At 65.4% G+C, this 20,334-nt stretch carries 18 protein-coding genes; 8 read left to right on the forward strand and 10 right to left on the reverse strand.

The window, feature by feature from the left end; translation table 11 throughout:
• Positions 1–211 precede the first annotated feature (211 nt).
• The 3 genes from coaBC to D7Y15_RS44395 all read left to right on the forward strand — a co-directional run bounded on the left by coaBC (position 212) and on the right by D7Y15_RS44395 (position 3,641).
• Positions 212–1,423, forward strand: coding sequence for a bifunctional phosphopantothenoylcysteine decarboxylase/phosphopantothenate--cysteine ligase CoaBC (gene coaBC, locus D7Y15_RS34210; RefSeq protein ID WP_121755204.1), 1,212 nt, complete (start codon positions 212–214; stop codon positions 1,421–1,423).
• Between the two features lie 117 nt (positions 1,424–1,540).
• Positions 1,541–2,152, forward strand: a complete 612-nt coding sequence (locus D7Y15_RS44390; RefSeq protein WP_148712936.1) for a hypothetical protein — start codon at positions 1,541–1,543, stop codon at positions 2,150–2,152.
• Positions 2,153–2,207: 55 nt separating this feature from the next.
• Positions 2,208–3,641, forward strand: a complete 1,434-nt coding sequence (locus D7Y15_RS44395; RefSeq protein WP_148712937.1) for a hypothetical protein — start codon at positions 2,208–2,210, stop codon at positions 3,639–3,641.
• A gap of 728 nt (positions 3,642–4,369) precedes the next feature.
• Here D7Y15_RS44395 and D7Y15_RS44400 read toward each other — a convergent pair.
• The 3 genes from D7Y15_RS44400 to D7Y15_RS34230 form a co-directional block, all read right to left on the reverse strand.
• Complete coding sequence (locus D7Y15_RS44400) at positions 4,370–5,281, reverse strand: hypothetical protein (RefSeq protein ID WP_148712938.1); 912 nt, start codon at positions 5,279–5,281, stop codon at positions 4,370–4,372.
• Between the two features lie 372 nt (positions 5,282–5,653).
• A complete protein-coding gene (locus D7Y15_RS34225; protein ID WP_121755207.1) occupies positions 5,654–7,942 on the reverse strand; it encodes an IgGFc-binding protein in 2,289 nt (762 codons plus the stop codon).
• Positions 7,943–8,254: 312 nt separating this feature from the next.
• On the reverse strand, positions 8,255–9,313 hold the full coding sequence (locus D7Y15_RS34230) for an SDR family oxidoreductase (RefSeq protein ID WP_121755217.1): 1,059 nt from the start codon (positions 9,311–9,313) through the stop codon (positions 8,255–8,257).
• Between the two features lie 115 nt (positions 9,314–9,428).
• Here D7Y15_RS34230 and D7Y15_RS34235 point away from each other — a divergent pair, with 115 nt between their 5' ends.
• On the forward strand, positions 9,429–10,331 hold the full coding sequence (locus D7Y15_RS34235) for a LysR family transcriptional regulator (RefSeq protein WP_121755208.1): 903 nt from the start codon (positions 9,429–9,431) through the stop codon (positions 10,329–10,331).
• 11 nt (positions 10,332–10,342) lie between these two features.
• On the opposite strand, the gene D7Y15_RS34240 is transcribed toward D7Y15_RS34235, so the two are convergent.
• The 5 genes from D7Y15_RS34240 to D7Y15_RS34260 all read right to left on the reverse strand — a co-directional run bounded on the left by D7Y15_RS34240 (position 10,343) and on the right by D7Y15_RS34260 (position 13,496).
• Positions 10,343–10,819: an SMI1/KNR4 family protein gene (locus D7Y15_RS34240; RefSeq protein WP_121755209.1), complete on the reverse strand. Its 477-nt coding sequence runs from the start codon at positions 10,817–10,819 to the stop codon at positions 10,343–10,345.
• 101 nt (positions 10,820–10,920) lie between these two features.
• The gene (locus D7Y15_RS34245; RefSeq protein WP_199746014.1) at positions 10,921–11,376 is read right to left on the reverse strand and encodes an SMI1/KNR4 family protein; all 456 of its coding nucleotides are present in this window, start codon (positions 11,374–11,376) and stop codon (positions 10,921–10,923) included.
• A gap of 16 nt (positions 11,377–11,392) precedes the next feature.
• The gene (locus D7Y15_RS34250; protein ID WP_233605197.1) at positions 11,393–11,932 is read right to left on the reverse strand and encodes a hypothetical protein; all 540 of its coding nucleotides are present in this window, start codon (positions 11,930–11,932) and stop codon (positions 11,393–11,395) included.
• A 163-nt stretch (positions 11,933–12,095) separates the two neighbouring features.
• On the reverse strand, positions 12,096–13,016 hold the full coding sequence (locus tag D7Y15_RS34255; protein WP_121755212.1) for a hypothetical protein: 921 nt from the start codon (positions 13,014–13,016) through the stop codon (positions 12,096–12,098).
• 72 nt (positions 13,017–13,088) lie between these two features.
• Entirely contained in the window at positions 13,089–13,496 is a 408-nt protein-coding gene (locus D7Y15_RS34260; protein ID WP_121755213.1) for a hypothetical protein, read from the reverse strand.
• A 183-nt stretch (positions 13,497–13,679) separates the two neighbouring features.
• Between D7Y15_RS34260 and D7Y15_RS34265 the strand changes: the two genes are divergently transcribed.
• Positions 13,680–14,471 (forward strand): helix-turn-helix domain-containing protein, encoded by a 792-nt coding sequence (locus tag D7Y15_RS34265; protein ID WP_304988692.1) that lies wholly within the window; start codon positions 13,680–13,682, stop codon positions 14,469–14,471.
• A 7-nt stretch (positions 14,472–14,478) separates the two neighbouring features.
• On the opposite strand, the gene D7Y15_RS34270 is transcribed toward D7Y15_RS34265, so the two are convergent.
• A complete protein-coding gene (locus D7Y15_RS34270) occupies positions 14,479–15,042 on the reverse strand; it encodes an NADPH-dependent FMN reductase (protein WP_121755215.1) in 564 nt (187 codons plus the stop codon).
• Positions 15,043–15,265: 223 nt separating this feature from the next.
• Between D7Y15_RS34270 and D7Y15_RS45390 the strand changes: the two genes are divergently transcribed.
• Genes D7Y15_RS45390 through D7Y15_RS34285 form a run of 3 tightly spaced genes read left to right on the forward strand, consistent with a single transcriptional unit; the run spans position 15,266 to position 18,324 of the window.
• Positions 15,266–16,243, forward strand: a complete 978-nt coding sequence (locus D7Y15_RS45390; protein ID WP_199746013.1) for a uracil-DNA glycosylase family protein — start codon at positions 15,266–15,268, stop codon at positions 16,241–16,243.
• A gap of 34 nt (positions 16,244–16,277) precedes the next feature.
• Complete coding sequence (locus D7Y15_RS34280; protein ID WP_121755216.1) at positions 16,278–17,285, forward strand: esterase family protein; 1,008 nt, start codon at positions 16,278–16,280, stop codon at positions 17,283–17,285.
• Positions 17,286–17,298: 13 nt separating this feature from the next.
• A complete protein-coding gene (locus D7Y15_RS34285; RefSeq protein ID WP_120581498.1) occupies positions 17,299–18,324 on the forward strand; it encodes an L-erythro-3,5-diaminohexanoate dehydrogenase in 1,026 nt (341 codons plus the stop codon).
• Here D7Y15_RS34285 and D7Y15_RS34290 read toward each other — a convergent pair.
• Entirely contained in the window at positions 18,321–20,099 is a 1,779-nt protein-coding gene (locus tag D7Y15_RS34290; protein WP_120581497.1) for a glycosyl hydrolase family 18 protein, read from the reverse strand. The genes D7Y15_RS34285 and D7Y15_RS34290 overlap by 4 nt on opposite strands.
• Between the last annotated feature and the right edge of the window lie 235 nt (positions 20,100–20,334).

Raw genomic sequence — 20,334 nt, forward strand, 5'->3', positions numbered from 1 at the left:
TGAGCGTCTCGTGGGCTCGGAGATGTGTATAAGAGACAGGTGGTGGTGCAGGGGCTGCGGCCGGGCAGGTACACGCTGGTGTGGGGCTACTTCCACGCGGAGATGCCCGGGTCGGGCCCGGTGGTGCGCTCGGTGGACGTTCCCACCCAGGGCGAGGTGTCCCTGCGGTAGTCGTGTTGCGACCGGGCTGGCTGGCGCGTAATGAAGCCGCATGGACGCATCCGCATTGAAGGGTCGCCGGATCATCGTCGGCGTGGGTGGCGGTATCGCGGCGTACAAGGCCTGCGAGCTGGTGCGTGAATTGGGCCGCGCGGGAGCGGACGTGCGGGTGGCCATGACAGAGGCCGCACGCCAGTTCGTCACCCCGCTGACCTTCCAGGCGCTCGTGGGGCATCCGCCGCTCACGGACTACTTCGACCCGGCGCAGGAGGGGAACTTCGGCCACCTGGACCTGGCCCGCTGGGGCGAGCTCTACGTGGTGGCGCCCGCGACGGCGGACTTGATTGCAAAGATTCGCGCGGGCTTCGGCGGGGACGCGGTGACGACGTCGCTGCTGGCGTTCAAGGGGCCGGTGGTGCTGGCGCCCGCGATGAACGTGGCCATGTGGGAGAACACCCGGACGCAGGAGAACGTGGAGTCGCTGCTGAAGGAAGCGCGCTTCAGCACGGTGGGGCCGGGCGCGGGGATGCTGGCGTGTGGAGACGTGGGCGCGGGGCGGTTGGCGGACGTGGGCGCCATCGTGTCCGCGGTGGCGGCGCGGCTGGGAGGCGGTCCACTCACGGGCAAGACGGTGCTGGTGACGGCGGGCCCCACGCGCGAGTACCTGGATCCGGTGCGGTTCATCTCCAATCCGTCCACGGGGAAGATGGGCCTGGCGCTGGCGCACGAGGCACGGGCGTTGGGCGCGAAGGTGACGGTGGTGCTGGGCCCGGTGGGCGCGGTGGACCGCACGGGCCTGGAGGTGGTGGACGTGGTGAGCGCGGAGGACATGGCGCGCGAAGTGCTGTCGCGAGTGGAGTCCGCGGACGCGTTCATCGCCACGGCGGCGGTGAGCGACTGGAGGCCGGAGACGCGCGCGCCGCAGAAGGTGAAGAAGGGCGAGGGCCCGGAGAACCTGAAGCTGGTGCGCACGCCGGATGTGCTGCTGGAGGCGTCTCGGAAGGTGGCGGGGAAGGCGAAGCGGCCGGTGCTGGTGGGCTTCGCGGCGGAGACGGAGCGGGTGGTGGAGCACGCGCGCGAGAAGCTGGAGCGCAAGGGCCTGGACGCCATCGTCGCCAACGACGTCACCGCGGAGGGCGCGGGGTTCGGGACGGAGACGAACCGGGTGACGGTGATTTCGCGCGGTGGCCCGGACCGGGTGTTGGAGGGAAGCAAGCGCGCGGTGGCGGGGGAGATCCTGTCGCTGCTGCTCGTAATGCAATGAAATCCCGGCTACGATGGCGATTGCCCCCTGCCTTTTGCTACGGTCAAAGAATTGGATTTGGACGCACGTAGTCAGTTGAGGACGGCCAACCCACTTGGTTAGTAGACAGCGCTAGCTATGACCACTCTGCCACTTGGAAATCTGCTCGGAGAAGCCACCGCTGAGAGTGACGAGCAAATGCTCAAGGATGCATTTTATGAGTCCCGCAGTTATCACGAGCTCGTTCTTGGGTCAGATTATCGGTTTGTGGTGGGGAGGCGTGGTTCAGGAAAGAGTGCCTTGTTCCAGAAGGTTGCAGCAGCTGTAGGAAAGCAACCTGGGGCTGTTGTTCTTGGAGAGCATCCCACTGAGGAAAAGGCGCTCGCATTTCAGCATGAAGTTGAGAAGATTGCAAAAACATATACCGACGTGAGGCATATAACTCGGCTGACGTGGAGAACCCAAATTCTCACAAGCGGCCTTGAAGTAATCCTAGAGAGTTACAAGGCAGATCGCATTGAGGACCTGAGCTTCCTTCGGGAGTTTCGCGAAAAGCACAGGGCGCTGTTTGTTCATACTGGCATGGCGCGCAGTCTTGCTGCGTTACGTTTGGTGGTGGCTGCGAATCCCGGGATCTCGGCAATTGAGTTCCCCGAGAGGATTGCTGAGCACTTCGAACTGGGTAGGCTTCAGAATGAGGTTTCAGCTGCCCTGCAAGTCATTAAGAAGAAGATAGTGTTTTTTTTATGATGGCCTGGATGAGGGGTGGGTTCCGTCGCAGGTTGCGACTGGCATCTTGGGAGGATTGGCAAAGGTCACCGGGGAGTTCAGGGAGAAGTCTCAAAATATTCGCTGTATCTTGTTTATTCGCGACAACATGCTGCGAGCGCTGGCTGAGTTTGATGGCGATTATACTCGCAATATCGAAAACAGCATTCTGCGTCTTCAGTGGAACGAGGAGATGCTGCTTGACATGGTGGCTCTCCGGTTGAGGGCGGTGCTCAAACTTGGGGGCGAGCAAAATATTCGCATATGGAATAGATTTGCCGAGCGAGGGCTTGAGGGTAAGCCGGGTTTTAGGCGCTGCCTGCAGCTCACGCTTTATAGGCCTCGTGATGTTATTGCGCTATTGAATCATGCGTATCAGGATGCTGATCGGGCGGAAAGAAAAAGAATCATAGAGGAAGACATTGAGGCTGCCGCGACGAGGATTTCTCGGGCGCGTCTGAATGATTTGTACAAAGAGTACGAGAGAGTGTTGCCTGGATTGACCTTGTTTGGTGACGCTTTTAAGGGTGCTCCCGGCCGGTCTTCCTATTCGACAATTAAGGCTCGGCTAGATGAAGTCGCTGCGGCGACACACTCAGGCCCAGAGGCGCGCGACTTTGCCCTTCTGAGTACTGGCGCCGAGGCGTTTAATGCGCTGTACAGTGTTGGCTTCGTTGGTGTGCAGGAACCGGACGGAGTTAGCGTGCGATTCTGCCATGATGGTTCCAATGTGAACGTTCAAGAGTTGTCGCCAGATGCCGTTGTCGTTGTTCATCCTTGCTACTGGCGTGCCCTTGATTTGAAGGATGTGGGGGCAGAGGTGTTGGTTCGCGTCGATGATGAGGATGATGTTGCAATAACTAAGACTGCCAAAGATGACATGCAAGAGCTTCGGCTTCGCAAGCTGGGGCGGGTTGTAGAAGACCTCCAGAAGATACCTGAAGGGCACGCAGGCGCACATGCTTTTGAAGAGTGGGTGCTGACGACGGCTCGATACCTATTCTCGAAGGGACTTGATAATGTTCAGCGGAACCCAAACTCTGATGCTCTGCAGCGTCGAGATATTGTGGGGACGAATCGGGGTGAGTTTGGTTTTTGGAAGAGGTTGGAACGAACGTATGGAGTTAGTCAGTTCATTATAGAATGCAAGAACTACGATCCTGTGTCACAGGATGAGTTTAGGCAGGCGTGGGGCTATTTGAAGGGGCCTTACGGGCGACTGTTGATGATGGTTACGCGATCGAACGGGGAGGCGCTCAGCGAAAGCGAGCGTGGGTTGGTTATGGAGGGATATCAGGATAACCCCTCTAAGATGATTTTCGTCATGCCGGCGTTTCTGCTTGCGCGAGCGATCAGCAAGATGCGCAGTGGCAAGGAGGGGCGTGATGATTGGGTTGACAAGCAGCTTTGCGATCGACTTGATGTTTTTGAGCGCGTGTATGTTTCGCTTCGCTCAAGGCGATCCAAGTAAGTTTTGTCCTTTTTATGGGGCAACTATTCTGGACGCCTCCCTGGGCCCATCATTCGTAGAGTCACCGCGTGTGCTCCTGTGTGACGACGGCTTCGGTGGTTTTTTGGACGGCGGTGGTGCAACTGGCATGGCTTGGCTTGGTGGAGGCTCGTGCGCCGTGCGGCTATCGCCGAATTGGCGGCTGTAAGGGCCCGCTCGCAATTTACATGGCCATGAGAGGCGTTCCCACCCCCGGAAAATCGGCCTCCGGGCGCGGAAATCGGCCAAGTAATTTCTGGCCAAGTAATTTCTGAGTGGGCCCTAAGGACAGTCTTTGAGACCGGCTTGTCGTCCCCTATGCCGGACGGTGGCAGCGATATAGGTAGCAAGCTGGTCAATGGCGCCCGGGCGAAGCGCGGGCCACACAGGGACCTCTTGTGCTTGGTGAAGGGGTCGCTGTCCTTCAACAAGGCCTGTGCGGTGTGTGGCCTGAAGCATCCCCTCATTGTCGATTTCCCGCGGAGATTGCTTGCTCGGCTGCTCATGCGCTTCCCGAGGGGAATCTTCAAATGAGGAGATGGCTCAGCCCTAGCTGGGCAGGTACCTTGCTGCCCACGCCTCCGCCCCGAAGGGCGAGCGCATTGACCAGTAATCGCAAAGCTTCCCGTGCTGATGCCGGTGCTTTCGAAGCCCGCTACGGTGGTTCGCTCGCGGACATTGCAGGAGTGGGATGCGCTGAGGCGATGTCTTTACTGCTTTGTCGTGAGCGAACCGTTTTTGAGCTGGTTCAACTCGGATGAATATGCCTCTGCTGCATCCATTCGTTCCTTGAGTTCTTCAAAGAGGAAAATGAATGTTTTGAGCAGTCGAGTTGCTGTGGCAAGAGCCACGTCCTCTGGTTCCTGGTGGACAGCTCCGCTCAGGGCGCCGTAGAGGATTGCGAGAGGGTTGGCATTGCCTGGTCGTAAGGAAGGCGGCACTTTTTCTATGGCAATTTTTAGTCGCTCGGATGCTACTTGGCTCTGTCGGGCCAGATTGATATTTTCTAACGCCCCCTTGTCGTCATCCAGCCTTGCTGCGCGCTCGACGAGATCGAGGAGGGTTTTGACCTCCTCTTCAATTACTCGACGAAAATATGCGGATGCGCCAATGCCTAGGCCTTCTTGGAGACATGCTAATCCGCGACGAAAGAGTGGGGCGCTTGGTCCAAGATTCTTGAGTAGCCTGTTTGGGATTTTGGGGGCCCAGACAGGCCATTGGCCGACTTTTATGCATTCAAAATCCTTGACTAGCGTGACGCTTCCTTTTGCTGTTTGGGATTCAGTGGTTTTGGTTGTTATTGGTTTATACCAGTGCTCGACTTTGGCGGTGTCGCAGTTGCTGCATTTGAATTGAAGGCGCTCTATACGGCTGTGTTCGGGCCTCCATGTTGTGGATTCTAAGTGCTTGCATTCCTCGCTCTTGCATTGGAGATGAATTGCGTCTGGCCAGAGTAGGCTGGAGGTGAAGTCGGCACTTGTTGATTCGCGATCTAGGCTGATTCGCAGTGGTCGAAGAAGAGAGTAGGATTCAATAAATTCTCGAAATCTCCTCTTGGCTTCGTTCAGGGTAATCTCTTCTTCTGCTGCTGATACCTTTGCTTGCTGTTTGGCAGTGCTCATGAGGTGAGTTTACCCGTTGACAGAGACTTGGCTAGACCAAGTGGGAGAGAGGGTTGCTGTGCCGGCGTGGCAAGGCTAAAGGAGCGTCAGTGGCCGTGAGGCATGGGTAATCTTCACCCCTCCATTATGAATGCGAGCAGAACAATTTCTGCTCAATGTGATGCATGAGGCGTGGCCGCTCGGAGGAGGCTGGCTACTGATCACCCGTCAAGGGCGCGGCCGGTAGAGGGCGGGCCGCGTGTCGTCCACGGCCCGGTGGCTCAAGCCCTTCATCTGGCACGCCCGGACGGATGCGCGTTACTTCTGCTCGCGGGTGGGAGCGCATGAGACATGCGTTGTCTCATGCGCCCCCGTGCCCCTGTCCGGCGGCCTTTAATCCTCCGGCTGGACGTACACAGGCACGAGGACTTCCGTGAAGTTGCCAGCGGCGTCCCGCGCCTGCACCAGCACCACCACCCAGTCCCGATTCACCAGGTCCACCGTGTGGGTGACCCGGCCCTGGCCGCTCTCCACCGTGGTGGAGTGCACGAACTGCGTGGTCCCCGTCACCGGGCTGTCATCCGCCACGTCGGTGACGACGTCCACGATGGGGCTCCGCACGGAGCCCTGGTCCTCCGGCGACACCACCGTGACGACGGGGGGCGTGAGGTCCACGCGCATCTGCCCCTCCTTCGTGGTGACGCGGCCGTTGGCGTTGCGCGCGGACAGCGTGATGACGTGGTCGCCTTCCACGAACGTGTAGGGCAGGCGCACGAAGCCCCCGTTCCAGTCCGGCGTCACGTGGATGGGCGCGCTCCCGTCCACCGTGAACCACGCCTCCTCGATGGCGCTGTCATCCCCGAAGTAGGTGGTGAAGCCGCACAGCTCGCGCTCGGTGTCGCGCGTGTAGCGCGGCAGGTTGCACAGCGTCACGTCGGACGCGTAGGCCTGTGTCACCGTGGCGCTGGAGGACACGGACGAGGTGCCGTCGTTGGCCGTCAGCGTCACCGTGAAGCTGCCCGCCGTGTCGCACTGGAAGGACGTGGTGAGTTGATCCGGTGAGCCGAAGACGCAGATGGCGCCCGCCGGCACGTCCTCTCCCGGGGTGTAGGTCCATTGATAGGTGAGCGGGGTGCCGTCCGGGTCCGACGCGGAGCCAGACAGCGTCAGCTCGCTGTTCACCCAGCCGTTCGCGTCCAGGCCGGCGTTCACCACCGGCGGAGACTGGCTCATGCGCCACGCCACGAAGCCGTACTCCATATCGTCGTTCACGGTGGCCTTGAGCAGCTCCAACGACTGCTGCGTGCGCTGCTCGCACCACGCGGCCTGGCCCTGCGCGTCCGTGAACACCGTCCGCGCGCGCACCGGCCAGCGCAGCGCGGTGAAGCCCACGGCGATGTCCGGCACGCCGTCGCCGTTCGCGCTCGCCACCTTGGCCGTCACGCACACCTCCTGCCCCGCGTTGCCGATGCTGTAGCGCGGCGTCAGCTTCATTGACTCCACCGCCGCCACCGGCACCAGCGACATGCCTCCCGGAGCCGCGCCCGCGCCCGCGCCGTAGCCGACGACACCGAAGGGCAGCGGCGACGTCAGCCGGTGCGTGCCCGTCGTCACCTCCAACTGCGCGCCGTAGTAGTTCCAGGTGAGGTAGCGCAGGCGCAGCAGGGGGATCATCTTCCCGTCCACCATCACCTGGTGCCACATGTTCCCACGCACGATGACGTTGATGTAGCTCTTGCCGGACGACGACGTGGGCGCCGTCACCGTGTACTCATTGAGGAACTGGGCCACGGGCGTGACCAGTGTCATCGCGGGGCTCGCGTACGCGAACTGCGCCACCTGCACGGGCGCGGACGCGTGGATGACGGCCGCGGACTGGAGGCTGGTCTGGTACGTCTGCCCGCGCTGGAGGACGACCTCCTTCGCGTTCACCCGGATGCGGGTGCCATTCTGGGAGGCGACGACGCGGAAGGTGTCCGAGCCGCGCGAGCCGGCCAGCGGCAGCGTCAGGAAGTAGCGGCCCCACGCGCGCGTGGGCGTCAGTTGCTCCACCTGGAGTCCGCACGTCCCCGGCGCCATGCCCGCGGCGTTGGTGCACCGGCTGCCGCTGAACACCGCCACCGGCTTGTCCGACGTGATGAACGCGCCCGTCAGGTCCGCGCCGCCCGAGGACGCACCCGCGAACTGGAACGCCTGGCCCGCCCCCAGCGTGACGCTGGAGGTGGTGCCCTGGCGCGTGAAGGTGACGCGCGTGCCCGCCTCCGTGCCCACCACGGCGAACTGCGTGCCGTACGACGCGGAGGACGCGCCGCCGGACACCAGCGCGTACTCCGTGCCCAGCGCCGTCACCGGCAGGGCTAGGTAGGACTCCGAGGAGCGGCTGTCACGGCGCCGCACGTGGACCGTCACCTCCTGGTCCGCGACGATCTGCACGCCCTTGTTCTCCACGCCGTAGGCCGTGGCCACCGACGTGTTCGCGGGCACCGTCACCTGGGTCACTTGGCCGGGCGTCACGGAGAAGGACTGCGCGTGCACCAAGCCCGGCACGCGCACCGTGCCCGAGGCTACCGCCTCACCGCTGATGCTCAGCGTCACCTCCGCCGAGCCCCCGGCGCCCGTGGGAACCGCCAGCCAGAACTCCTTCCCCCGGCTGCCCGGCTTCACCGGCGCCGCGGGCGTCATGGGGCCGTCCTCCAGCGCCCGCGCCCGCGCAGCGACGTGCGCCTCCTCCGTTACGGGAGCGGATCCATCCACGCCCCCACAGCCCGCTGTCATCCCCAGGAAACAGGCCCATGCCAGCCCTTGCCACACCGAAGTCTTCACGAAGGTCCTCGACACGTTGGATGCGGCGACCCATCGCGGGTACGCCCTGGGTCCAATTGCCGTGTAATTTTCCGTTTGGATCGTGAAGATATTACTGGAGATGTCGACTCTCACTCCGGGTTGAGGGTGAGGCGTTCGGTGCGTGCGGAAGGGGCGCTGGCCGTGAAGCGTTCAGGGGATGACCTTGCGGCGGCGGTAGTCCGCGAAGACCTTTCGGAACATCACTTCCGTTTCGATGTGCTCCGGGAACCCGTGGCGGCGCGCTTTGGACGGGTCCGCGAGGAAGTCGAAGTTCGTCGAGAACACCCCCTGGGCATGCCGCCAGGGGTTGATGTCCGTGTATGGAATGGGAGCAAGCCCGTGCTTCGAGACCATCGAGTCCCAGAGCGGTGCCTTGTCCGCCATCGTTTCGACCAGGGAGATGGGCAGGGGAGGGGCCACCTCCAGGTCGAACATGCGCGCGATCTTCGGCCACAGATCGCTCCAGCGGAACTGGTCGCCGTTGTTGATGTTGAAGGCGTTGTTCGCGGCCTTCGGGCTCGTCGCCGCCCAGAGCATGGCCTGCGCCAGGAGCCGCGCGTCCGTGATGTCCATGAGGATGTCGTACGCGGATGGCGGCCCGGGGAAGCGCAACGGGATGCCCAGCTCCTTCGACATGGACGCGTACACGGCAATGGCCAGCGCCGCGTTCATCGGAGTGCCCATCGCGTAACCCACCACGACGGACGGGCGGAGCGCGGACCACGTCCACGCCTGGCCCTGCTGTCGCTGCTCCAGGAAGGCCTGCTGATCCACATTGAACGAGGGCGGCATGTGCGGCGCGTCCGTCTCGCGAGCGGGCGTCTTGAAGGGGCCCAATTGCGCGCCGTAGACCTTGTAGCCCTGCATCAGGTTGATGTGCTGGAGGTTCCTGGCGACAGGCTCCACCGCGTCAACCACGTGGACGAGCATGGCGACGTTGGGCGCCACCAGCTCCGCGAGCGTCGGGCGGTCCTGGTAGGCGGCGTAGAAGATGTGGGTCACCTGCGTCAGGCCGCTCAGCTTCTCGCGGCTGTCCGCCGCGTCGAGCAGGTCCACGGAGATGAAGCGCACACCCTGGCGGCTTTCGCCTCCGCGCCGGGACAGGCCGATGACCTCCCAGTCGCCGAGCGCTTCCAGGTGTTCGATGAGGTTGAGTCCCGCGATTCCGTTGGCTCCGACGACCAGGGCCACATTCTTGGGAGCAGACATGGTGTTCTCCATGCGGCCCCACGTGGATCCGTTCCGGGGCCGCACGGGTTTAGTATTCGCGTGCCGTGTCACGAGGTAGAGCCGCTCCAGGCACAGGACTTGTGAGTTCAATTCAATGGCCCGTCTGGAAATCAATCGCTCCGGGGAGATGGAGGTCTTCGTCCGGGTCGTCGAACAGGAGGGATTCTCCGCGGCTGCGCGCACGCTGCGGATGACGCCATCGGCGGTCAGCAAGCTCGTCGCGCGGTTGGAGGCCCGCCTGGGCGCACGGCTCGTGCACCGCAGCACCCGGGGTCTCCAGCTCACCTCCGAAGGCTGCGTCTTCTACGAACGCAGCGTGCAGGTGCTCGCGGAGCTGGAGGCGGCCGAGCGCGGCGTCACGTCCCACGACGCGCCGTCGGGTCGCGTGCGCGTGAACACCAACGTGCCTTACGGCACGCACTTCCTCCTGCCCCAGGTGCTCGCGTTCCAGGCTCGCTACCCGGGCATCCGCCTGGACATCGGTCTCACGGATCAGGTGGTGGACCTACTGGAGGACCGCGCGGACGTGGCCATCCGAGCGGGCCCGCTCAAGTCGTCCAACCTGGTCGCGCGCAGGCTCGGAGAGACGCGCAAGGTCATCGTGGGTTCACCGGCCTACCTGAAGCGCGTGGGCACTCCGAAGTCCGCAGCGGACCTGGAACGGCATACGCGCATGGGCGCCAGTCACACGCCCACGTTGGAGCAGTGGCCCCTCGTGGAGCGCGGCGCCACCGTGAACGTGCCTGTCTCCGGCACGTTGTTCGCGAGCGACGGCGAAGCCCTGCGGCACCTGGCGCTCACGGGGGCTGGACTCGCACGGATCGCGGCGTTCCAGGTGCGCGAGGACATCAAGGCCGGACGGCTCCGTGCCGTTCTGGAAGAGCGCAACCCAGGCGACGCCGTCGTCTTCCACGCAGTGTTCCTGGAGCCTACGAAGCATCTCCCGGCGCGCATCCGGGCGTTCCTGGACTACTTCGCCGAAGTGGGCATGGGCTGATCCGGGCAGTCCTATTCCTCCAGCGGATCGCTGCTCAGCCAGAACGAACGGTTGCCGCTGCGCAGAGCCTTCCTCAGGAACTCCCCGAACGACGCCGCGATTTGCGGAGCCTCATCGGGATACGTCTCGTGGAAGGCGTCGAGCAGCGGGTAGGAACCGTTCTCCGCTGAGGCCACGTCCAGGATGACGAAGTCGGTGTCCTGCATGTCTAACAATGTGAAATGCCAGCGCGAGCCGTCCACGTGCTTGTGGCTGCCTCGGATGGCGACACTGGCTCGTTCGATGTGTTCGAGCGGGAGGATGCGGTAGTTCATATCGGGTGGAGCTTTGAACAGCGCTGCCCCGTTGCAGTGGAGGTAGAAGGCGCGAAGTTGCTCATCCAGCACCCATCCAACGCGTGCTTCGAAAGCGGAAATCTGTGCGGGCGTCGCCGGTGGGTTGGGAAAGTGGTTGGCGGAGACTTCAGCCAGCAATCGCTTGATGGGCATGATGGCACTCAATCCACGTAAAGGGGCAGGAGCTGGAGTCCGCCACCTGCCGCACGGCGCTGACATCGCATGCCAGGGGGAGGCGCGCCACGCGCCGAAGCTCATCCCCCTAGCCAGAAGGTTCGGCCCCGGCTCTGAAGGGCCTTATCGAGGAACTCCCCGAAGCTCGACGCGATGAGTGGCGTCTCGTCCGGGTACGTCTCATGGAAAGCGTCAAGCAGCGGATACCGGTCGTTCTCGCGCTTGGCCACGTCCACGATGACGAAGTCGGTGTCCTGCATGTCCACCAGCGTAAAGTGTGAGGCTGGACCCGCGCTCTCCTGCTCTCGGCCCCGGATGGCGACGCGAGCCCGCTGAATCTCATCCAGTGGCAGGATGCCGTACTTCGGATTCGGCATCGGCGCGAAGAGCCCCCCGCCGTTGGAGTGCAGGTAGAAGGCGCGCATCTCCGCATCCAGCTGCCAACCCATGCGTGCCTCGAAGGCGGCGATCTGCTGGGGGCTCGCAGGAGGATTCGGATAGTGGTGCCGGAAGAACTCGGCCAGCAGGTTGTCCATGCGCACGGGCGAATCCTCAGTCCACGTACGGACGCTCGAGCCCAGGCGTCAGCCACTTTCCGCCAGGCGCGTAGCAGGCGGGGTACTCGTCGTTGAATGTCTGGTGGATGTCGGCCGGGACGGGAAGGACGTTGCCCGGAGCCACTGGAGGACCGCCATGGCCCAAATCGAAGATGTGGTGCCCGGGGAAGTTCTTACCTGTGTTCGTTGTGGGCCATGCGCCGAACTCGGAGGCCCATTGGTCGCGGAACCGGTCCCTGGCGTTGGACCATTGGTCACGAAGGCGTTGTACGTCACTGACCTTCGGGTAGTCGCAGCAGCAGTGGGTGATGGCAAGACGACCACCTGCCTCAGCGGGCATGAACAGGTAACGTCCCTTCCAGTCGCCCTTGATGTCGGCCAGCCACATGCAGCCCATGAGCGCATGACCCTGCGCCGCGCACTTGGACTCGCAGCGGGAGAGGAAGGCGGCGCTACACTGCCAGGGGCCGTAGTAGATGGTCGTCTGGAGTTGTCCGCCGTCAGGCGTGGTGACGGACCCCACCCACTTCGCCATGGCGGGCTTGCCCGTGGTTCCGATGGTGGCCGAACCGCACGCAAGAAGGGCAAGGGCAGACGCTGCGATCGCGGCATGATGAATGGCTGAAAGGACTGTCACGGCAAGCAGTGATAGCCCGGCTTGCGCGTGTCCACCAAATAGGCGGCCCAAGCCCGTGCGATCACTTCCGTGATGTGCGCACGGATTGAGCTGCCGCCACCTGTCCCGGAGGCCCTTCCACCCCATGAATGAACGTGTGCTGCTCCACGTGCACGGCCTCATGGAAGTCAGGCTCACCTTTTCCACCATTCCAGTCCACGCGGTCCATGCGGATGACGCGTGACGAGTACGGCTGCAGCGTCTCCGGATCCGTCACCAACTCCAGCTCCACGTGCGCGTACCTTCCCTTTGTCTCGTCCGTCTGTCCGATAGGTACACGCACGAGCTTCAGCTTCACGCACTTGGGCTCCGGCACGGCGTCGGAGCAGGGCACCCCAACATCCAGCCGGACGCGTTCTTCAGCAGGAACCTCCTCGGTCTTCTTGCGGCCGGTGCCCACGGACATCGTCGTCGGAACGACCTCCGTCCTCCCTGGGTTGAGTCTCGACCCGTGCCAGATTCCGACCCACTCGTTCCACCGGTTGCGGGCTTCCTGCTCCAGCCCATTGCTGAGGGCCTTCGCCATCTGGGCCTTCTTCTTGGGGCTCACCGGCAGCGCATCCAGCAGGTCCTGACCAGGGCCGTCCTCCAGAGGATCGATCCCCTGGAAGTCTCCCTGTGCGTCGATGATGGACGCGGCCAGCGGCTCCACGAAGGCAGGGAAGGGGGCTTCGATGATCTCCACGTCCTGGAACACCAACCGCCGACGCCCCTCTTCATCCACGGGCCCCAGCCGCATCGTGTACCGGCGGTGCGCCGTCTGCCGGCCGCTCCAATCCGTCCGCACATCCACCGTGTGATGCACGCGGATGGTGGACTGCTCCGGCCATGCGTAGCGCAGCGTCACCAGGTCCTTCCCCTGCGCGCCGCCCATCGTGGCGCAGCCCATGACACTGGAAGACAGGACTGCGACGAGGAGCCACGGGCGCGCGAAGGAAGCCATGTCCCGCCACGATAACAACGCCAGCTCATCCGCGCGGCACGGCATGAATCCCGGGCCGCGCGGACCGGACACTCATGCCACGGCCACCGTCGCACCGCGCCGCATGCCCGCGTACTCCAGCGCCGCGAACACCGCGACTGCCAGCGCTTGCGCCATGACGAACGCCACCCCCAGTCCCGTGGGCGTCGTCGGCCCGTGCGTCAGCAGCAGCACGCTGTCCACCACCCACGTCACGTTCATCGCGACCACGCACCACACCGGCCAGGCGGGCAGGGTGGCCCGCGACGCCAGGTACACCAGCAGCAGCGAGAAGGGGACCAGCCCCATCCCCGCCGCGCGCAGGATGCCCGGCTCCAGGCCCGTCAGCGCCCCGAGCGGATCCGCGGCCAGCGCCCCCAACAGTCCCGTCGCCCCGCTGGCGACTCCGTCCAGCAGCAGCACGCGGCGCAACAGGCTTCCCGACACGTTCGTCTTGCTCATGGCACACGTTCCCTTCAGTGAAATGGATGAACGCGACGGCTCGGGCCTCTGGGAAGGCCGTCCGTCGTTGCTGAACAAGATGCGAGGCCGGGCGCGCGGCGTCGATTACCTCCGAGGGAATGGAAGCGATGACGTGCGCCCCCTATCTTCCCCTCCATGACGAGCCTCCAGCAGAGCCGCCCCGTGGGAGAGCTGCTTCGCGGCTGGCGACAGCGGCGCGGGCTGAGCCAGATGGACCTCGCGTTGCGCGCGGAGGTCTCCACCCGTCACGTGAGCTTCCTGGAGACCGGCCGCTCCCAGCCCAGCCGCGACATGCTGCTGCACCTGGCGGAGGAACTGGACGTGCCCCTGAGGGACCGCAACAGCCTGCTCGTCGCCGCGGGCTTCGCGCCCGTCTTCGCCGAACGCCCCCTGGACGACCCCGCCCTCAGCGCCACGCGCGAGGCCGTGGAGCTGGTGCTCGCGGGGCATGAGCCTTACCCCGCGCTCGCGGTGGACCGGCACTGGACGCTCGTCACCGCGAACCGCGCAGTGGGCATCCTGATGGAGGGACTGGCGCCGGAGCTCCTGGAGCCCCCCATCAACGTCCTGCGCCTGAGCCTGCACCCCCAGGGGCTGGCCTCCCGCATCGACAACCTGCGCCAGTGGCGCGACCACGTCCTCCACCGCCTGGCCCGACAGGTGGATGTCTCCGCGGACGCTACGCTCGCGGCGCTGCTGGAGGAACTGCGCGGCTACCCGGTGCCGGAGCCCACCCCGGACGCGAAGGCGCGCGACTTCGCGGGCGTGGTGGTGCCGCTGCGCATCCGCACGTCGCTGGGGACGCTGTCTTTCTTCGGCACCATCACCGTGTTCGGCACGCCCGTGGACATCACGCTCGCGGAGCTGGCCATCGAGTCGTTCTTCCCCGCGGACCCGGAGACGGCCGAGGCGCTGAGACGGGCCGCCACGGAGCGGGCCCGCCAGGACACCTGAGCAGCCGCTACGGCTTCACGCGCACCGTGCGCAGCGCCGTGCCCCAGGACACGACCTGATCCAGCAGCGTGTTCACCTGCTTCTCCTTGGCCGGGTCCGGCTTGAAGACGGTGTAGTGCTCGAAGTCGGTGGAGAGGAACAGCTGCACCTGCGCGCGCACCGTGGCCATCTGCAGCTCCGCGGCGACCAGGCGCAGTTGCTCCACCGCGCGCACGCCGCCCGCGCTGCCGTAGCCCACGAAGCCGGCGGCCTTGTTGTTCCACTCCTTGTAGACGTAATCGAGCGCGTTCTTCAGCGCGCCGGAGGTGCCGTGGTTGTACTCGGGCGTGACGAACACGTACGCGTCGTAGCCCTCCACCGCCGCGCTCCACTTCTGCGTGTGGGCTTGCGTGTACTTGCCTGCGGACGGCGGAGTGGGCTCGTCCAGCAGGGGCAGGTTGAAGTCCTGGATGTCGACGATCTCGTACGTGGCGTCGCTGCGCTTCTTCGAGATGTCGTGGACCCAGGCCGCGACCTTGTCCGCCTTGCGTCCGGGCCGCGTGCTTCCGACGACGATGGCCACCTTGATCATGTGCGAGGAACTCCTGGGAAAGGGCGTGGAACCAGCGCCCGCCATCTTCCCCAGGTCCGCCCGGTGGCCAAGGGCGTTACGCCGGGGGTGTGTCCTGATTCGACCAGAGCCCGGGTCTCCGCCCGGAAGGTGGCGCAAGCCCCAACCCTGGGCTAAGCGTACAGGCAACTTCCCCGGCTGCTTCCTTGCACCGGGACGGTCCCTCCGATACCGATCCACCACCGTGAACGACGACACGCCTGATTCCATGCAGGAGCTGGCCGACGTGCTCCAGGACGTGCGCCGCCACCTGCTCTGGCAGGAGGAGACCGCGGGCCGCTCGATCCTCGTCGACGCGAAGGTCGCCGCCGAGCTCCAGCAGCAGCGCGCCGCCGCCTCGTCCGTGCGCACGATGATCGCCCGGACCAAGGCCCCCGAGCCGGCCGCCGCACCCACGCCTCCCCGGCCCCCGGCGGAGTCCCCGTCGCGCGACACGCTGCACGCCGCGATGAAGCAGCCCCTGGGCGCTCCCCGTCCGCTGGCCGCCGCCACGCCGCCTCCCGCCGCACCCGCTCCGGCCCCGGCGATGCTCCTGGACGTGCCCAAGTCCGCGCCCCGCTACAACGGCGCGCTGCCCGGCGTCGTGGAGGGCGAACGCCCCACGCTGGATCAGGTCCGCCGCGAGCTGGGCGACTGCCGCCGCTGCAAGCTGTGCTCGGGCCGCAAGAACATCGTGTTCGGCTCCGGCAACCCTCGCGCGGACCTGGTGTTCGTGGGCGAGGGCCCCGGTGAGAACGAGGACCTCCAGGGCGTGCCCTTCGTGGGCGCCGCCGGGGACCTGCTCACCAAGATGATTGGCGCCATGGGCTTCACCCGCAACGACGTCTACATCGCCAACGTCGTGAAGTGCCGCCCGCCCGGCAACCGCAACCCGGAGCCGGATGAGATCGCCGCGTGCGAGCCCTTCCTGCGCTCGCAGTTGCTCGCCATCCAGCCCAAGGTCATCGTCGCGCTGGGCAAGTTCGCGGCGCAGACGCTGCTCAGGGACACCACCCCCATCACCCGCATGCGGGGGCAGTGGCGCGAATATGAGGGCATCCAGCTCATGCCCACCTTCCACCCCGCGTACCTCCTGCGCAACAGCGCGGAGAAGCGCAATGCGTGGGCGGACCTGCAACAGGTGATGAAGCTGTTCGGCAAGCACCCGGGCTCCAGCGCGTAGAACGCGCGGCGCACCGCGATTAGGAGAGGCACCGATGAAGGGCGTGCTCGAGACGCGTGAAGTGCATTCCCCCGCGCTGGAGAACAACCCGCTGGGAGATCCGGCCCGCCGCCGGCTCACCGTGTACCTGCCGCCGGGCTACGCGGAGGGCACGCAGCGCTACGCGGTCGTCTACTTCCTGCACGCCTTCGGCAACGGCGGCGGCTCGTGGACCAACGTGTCCGGGTTCTCGCCCACCGTTCCGGACCGCCTGGACGCGCTCATCGAACAGGGCGCCATCCCGCCCGTCATCGGCGTCTTCCCGGACGCGTGGACGAAGCTGGGCGGCAGCCAGTGGGTGAACAGCGACGCCATCGGCCGATACCGCGACTACCTGGTCAAGGACATCGTAGGCTTCGTGGACAAGACCTTCCGCACGCTGCCCAAGGCCGCGTCCCGCGCGGTGGTGGGCCACAGCTCCGGCGGCTACGGCGCGCTGGTGATGGGCCGCTACCACCCGGAGATCTTCTCCCTGGTGGGCGCGCACGCCCCGGACTCCTACTTCGAATACTCGTACATGCCGGACCTGCCCAAGGCCGCCACGTCCCTGATGAAGGCGGGCGGCGTGGAGGCGTGGGTGACGGAGCTGCGCCAGCGCGCTGTCGCCACCAAGGTGCGCGGCGACGACTTCCCGGTCATCAACATCCTGGCCATGGCGGCGGCGTACTCGCCGAAGAAGGGCGAGCCGCTCAACCTGGAGCTGCCCTTCGAGCAGCACAACGCGAAGCTGCGCCTGGACGTGTGGAACCGGTGGCTCGTGCACGACCCCGTGCGCTTCGTGCCCAAGTTCATGGACTCCTTCCGCAAGCTGAAGACGGTCTACCTGGACGCCGGCACGCGCGACGAGTTCAACCTGCGCTGGGGCACGCGCATGGTGGCGGACGACCTGAAGGCCGGCGGCGTGGACGTGGCGCACGAGGAGTTCGAGGACGGGCACTCGGGCGTTTCGTACCGCTTCGAGCGGTCGCTGTCGGTGCTGGTGCCGCTCCTGGCGCGGGACTGATAAGGGGGACGCCATGGATACCTACGGACTGTCGCGCGTCGTGGCGGAGAAGGGCGTGCTGCCGCAGCGCGCTCGCAAGCTGGACCCCTCGCTGCCGTGCCGCGAGGCGGAGCTGCTCATCGACGTGGAGAGCCTCAACATCGACGCCGCGTCCTTCAAGCAGATCAAGGACGACGTGGGCGGCGACCCCGCGCGCATCGCCTCCCGCATCCAGGACATCGTCCTCGAGCGCGGCAAGATGCAGAACCCCGTCACCGGCTCGGGCGGCATGCTCATTGGCCGCGTGAAGGAGCTGGGCGCGAAGCACCCCGCCAACGGCGTGCTCAAGCCGGGCGACCGCATCGCCACGCTGGTGAGCCTGACGCTCACGCCGCTCGTCATCGAAGAGGTGAAGGCGGTGCACGCGGACATCGACCGCGTGGACATCCGCGGCCATGCGCTGCTCTTCGCGAGCGGCATCTACGCGAAGCTCCCCACGGACATGCCGGACACGCTGTCGCTGGCGGCGCTGGATGTCTGCGGCGCGCCCGCGCTGGTGGCTCGCCACGTGCGCCCGGGCATGACGGTGGCGGTGCTGGGCGCGGGCAAGAGCGGCGCGCTGTGCCTGGCGCAGGCCCGCCGCAGCCTGGAGAGCCGCGGCAAGCTGCTGGCGCTGGACATCTCCCAGAAGGCGCTGGACGCGCTGTCCGCCATTGGCCTGTGCGACGAGGCCATGAAGGTGGACGCCACCCAGGGCGTGGACGTGATGGAGGCCGTGTCGAAGGCGACCAACGGTCAGCTCTGCGACCTGGTCGTCAACTGCGCCAGCGTGGGCAACACGGAGATGGCGTCACTGCTGTCCGTGAAGGACGGCGGCACGGTCATCTTCTTCTCCATGGCCACCAGCTTCACCACGGCGGCCCTGGGCGCGGAGGGCGTGGGCAAGGATGTCACCATGCTCGTGGGCAATGGCTACGTGCCCGGCCACGCCACCCTCACGCTGGACCTGCTGCGCACCGAACCGTCGCTGCGCCAGCTCTTCGAGTCCCGCTACGTCTAGGGCTTGAGGAAGGCCGTGTGCACGGCCTGCATCAGCGGATCCTTGGAGCCGCCCACCAGGGTCTTGGGCATGTGACCCTGGTTGATGGTCCAGATGATGCTGCCGCCCAGGCCCTTCTCCCGCGCCCAGCGGCCCTTCTCCGACACGGACGCGACGTCTTCGTAGGAGATGTAGTTGCAGGACTGCGGGCCGTATGCGGTGGGGAAGGAGAGGTAGGGCGCCTTGGCGGCGTCGTCCCAGCGGTACGCCTCCGGCTGGTAGTAGTGCGCCTGGATGTTGGCGTAGCTCATCGCGTTGTCGCTCTGCTCCTCCGCGATGTCGTCGCGCCCGTCCAGCGGGGTGCCCGGCTCCGTGATGCCCTTCCAGCAGGTGCCGAAGAAGCCCACGCCCACGCCCATGCGCTGAGGAGGCACGCCCGCGTTCAGGAACGCCTGCACGGAGCTGGCGACGGAGCTGGGGTGTCCGGGATTCTCACCGAAGAGCGCGCTGGAGTGCCAGCTCGCCCACTGTCCCCAGTGGCCGCTCATCTTGTAGGCCATGATGTTCATCTGATCCACGCGCGCGGCCAGCTGCCGGTGGAACTCCGCGTCCACCTTGCCCAGCGGGAAGTTGGAGTTCACCCAGCCTACCGGCACCGTGATGATGATGTTCTCGTCCGCGGCGCGCAGGTCATCCAGCAGCGCCAGTAGCGGCGCGCTGTCCTGCGGCAGGAGGATGGGCTCCCAGTCCACGTCCACGCCGTCGAACTGCAGCTCGTGCATGGTGTTGATGATGTTGCGCACGAAGTTGCGGCGCTTCTCCAGCGTCTCCGTCGCGGCCCGGAAGCCGTCGTACTCGCCCATGCCGCCCAGCATCAGCAGCGCCTTCTTGCCCGCCTCGTGTGCCCGCACCGCCAGCGCTCGTGCCATTGCCGGGCCCTGCACGGGGTCCACGTCGAAGTCGGTATAGAGCGTGCCGTCGATGCGCGGACGGATGCGGCCCACCACGATGTGCGTGAGCAGTGACATGTCCACGGCCTCCACCGGGTACAGGTCGCGCTGGTAGCCCACCCAGTAGCCCATCACCCAGTTGGTGGGCGCGCCACCCGGACGCGGCGTCACCTGGGCCGTCTGGCGCGTGCAGGGGCCTTCCCCCATCTCGTTGGCGGCGCAGACGGTGAAGGTGTACGCCGTTCCGTTGTCGAGGTTCTCGATGAGCGTGCCTGACGACGGCGCGTCCACTCGCTGCACCCGGCCGCCCGGCTCCACCATGACCTTGAAGTACGACAGCGGCCGGCCGCCGTAGCTCGCGGGCGCGAGCCAGCTCACGTACGCCTGGCCGTTGCCCGCGGTGGGCACCACCGAGCGCGGCTGTCCCGGCACCGTGGGGTTCGGGATGCTCATGCCCGCCTTGGGCGTCACCAGATCCGTCTCCACGGAGGCCTGGCCCTCGCCCATCGCGTTCACCGCGGCGACCTTGAAGACGTAGGTGAAGCCGTTGTTCAGCCCCAGCACCGTGGCCTGCGTGTCGGGCACCTTCACCAGCGCGCCGCCGCACTCGGGGACGCAGCGCACCACGTAGTAGAGCAGCGGGCTGCCGCCATCGCTGGGAGGCACCGTCCACGTCACCAGCGCGGACGCGTCTCCCGCCTGCGCGACCACCTGCTTCGGTGCTTCGGGGGCCGTGAGCGGAGGTGGGGGTGTGTCCGGACCTCCGCCAAAATCGCAACCGCTCAACATCACCGCGAGGGCCAGCCCCACCCACCCACGCACTGGTATTGCCCGATGGCTTTTCATCCCTGCACTCCTGGAAGAACGCGGGATGTTATGCGGCCAACCCCCCACTTGGAGTCAAGTCTAGCTGGAAAAATGTGGCAATTTTGTATGAATTGGAATTCGTGTATTAAGCCGACTAATTCCATTCATCCAGGGAATCACGAAACCTCAGCGGATGGGAAATCGGTCTCCGAAGGACGGCTGGTGTGGGGGCTGCCAGCGGGTGTCTGGCTTCACCTCGCCCGGGCGGTGGGGT

Origin of the sequence: Corallococcus sp. AB030 (assembly GCF_003668965.1) — a bacterium.
Lineage (GTDB): Bacteria > Myxococcota > Myxococcia > Myxococcales > Myxococcaceae > Corallococcus > Corallococcus exiguus.

Coding starts and splice junctions, on each gene's coding strand:
- D7Y15_RS34260 (WP_121755213.1), bottom strand. CDS start 13,496: ATGAGCAAGACGAACGTGTCGGGAAGCCTGTTGCGCCGCGTGCTGCTG.
- D7Y15_RS34285 (WP_120581498.1), top strand. CDS start 17,299: ATGGATACCTACGGACTGTCGCGCGTCGTGGCGGAGAAGGGCGTGCTG.
- D7Y15_RS34270 (WP_121755215.1), bottom strand. CDS start 15,042: ATGATCAAGGTGGCCATCGTCGTCGGAAGCACGCGGCCCGGACGCAAG.
- D7Y15_RS34240 (WP_121755209.1), bottom strand. CDS start 10,819: ATGCCCATCAAGCGATTGCTGGCTGAAGTCTCCGCCAACCACTTTCCC.
- D7Y15_RS34245 (WP_199746014.1), bottom strand. CDS start 11,376: ATGGACAACCTGCTGGCCGAGTTCTTCCGGCACCACTATCCGAATCCT.
- D7Y15_RS34280 (WP_121755216.1), top strand. CDS start 16,278: ATGAAGGGCGTGCTCGAGACGCGTGAAGTGCATTCCCCCGCGCTGGAG.
- coaBC (WP_121755204.1), top strand. CDS start 212: ATGGACGCATCCGCATTGAAGGGTCGCCGGATCATCGTCGGCGTGGGT.
- D7Y15_RS34230 (WP_121755217.1), bottom strand. CDS start 9,313: ATGTCTGCTCCCAAGAATGTGGCCCTGGTCGTCGGAGCCAACGGAATC.
- D7Y15_RS34235 (WP_121755208.1), top strand. CDS start 9,429: ATGGCCCGTCTGGAAATCAATCGCTCCGGGGAGATGGAGGTCTTCGTC.
- D7Y15_RS34225 (WP_121755207.1), bottom strand. CDS start 7,942: ATGACGCCCGCGGCGCCGGTGAAGCCGGGCAGCCGGGGGAAGGAGTTC.
- D7Y15_RS44400 (WP_148712938.1), bottom strand. CDS start 5,281: ATGAGCACTGCCAAACAGCAAGCAAAGGTATCAGCAGCAGAAGAAGAG.
- D7Y15_RS44390 (WP_148712936.1), top strand. CDS start 1,541: ATGACCACTCTGCCACTTGGAAATCTGCTCGGAGAAGCCACCGCTGAG.
- D7Y15_RS34290 (WP_120581497.1), bottom strand. CDS start 20,099: ATGAAAAGCCATCGGGCAATACCAGTGCGTGGGTGGGTGGGGCTGGCC.
- D7Y15_RS34250 (WP_233605197.1), bottom strand. CDS start 11,932: ATGGCGAAGTGGGTGGGGTCCGTCACCACGCCTGACGGCGGACAACTC.
- D7Y15_RS34255 (WP_121755212.1), bottom strand. CDS start 13,016: ATGGCTTCCTTCGCGCGCCCGTGGCTCCTCGTCGCAGTCCTGTCTTCC.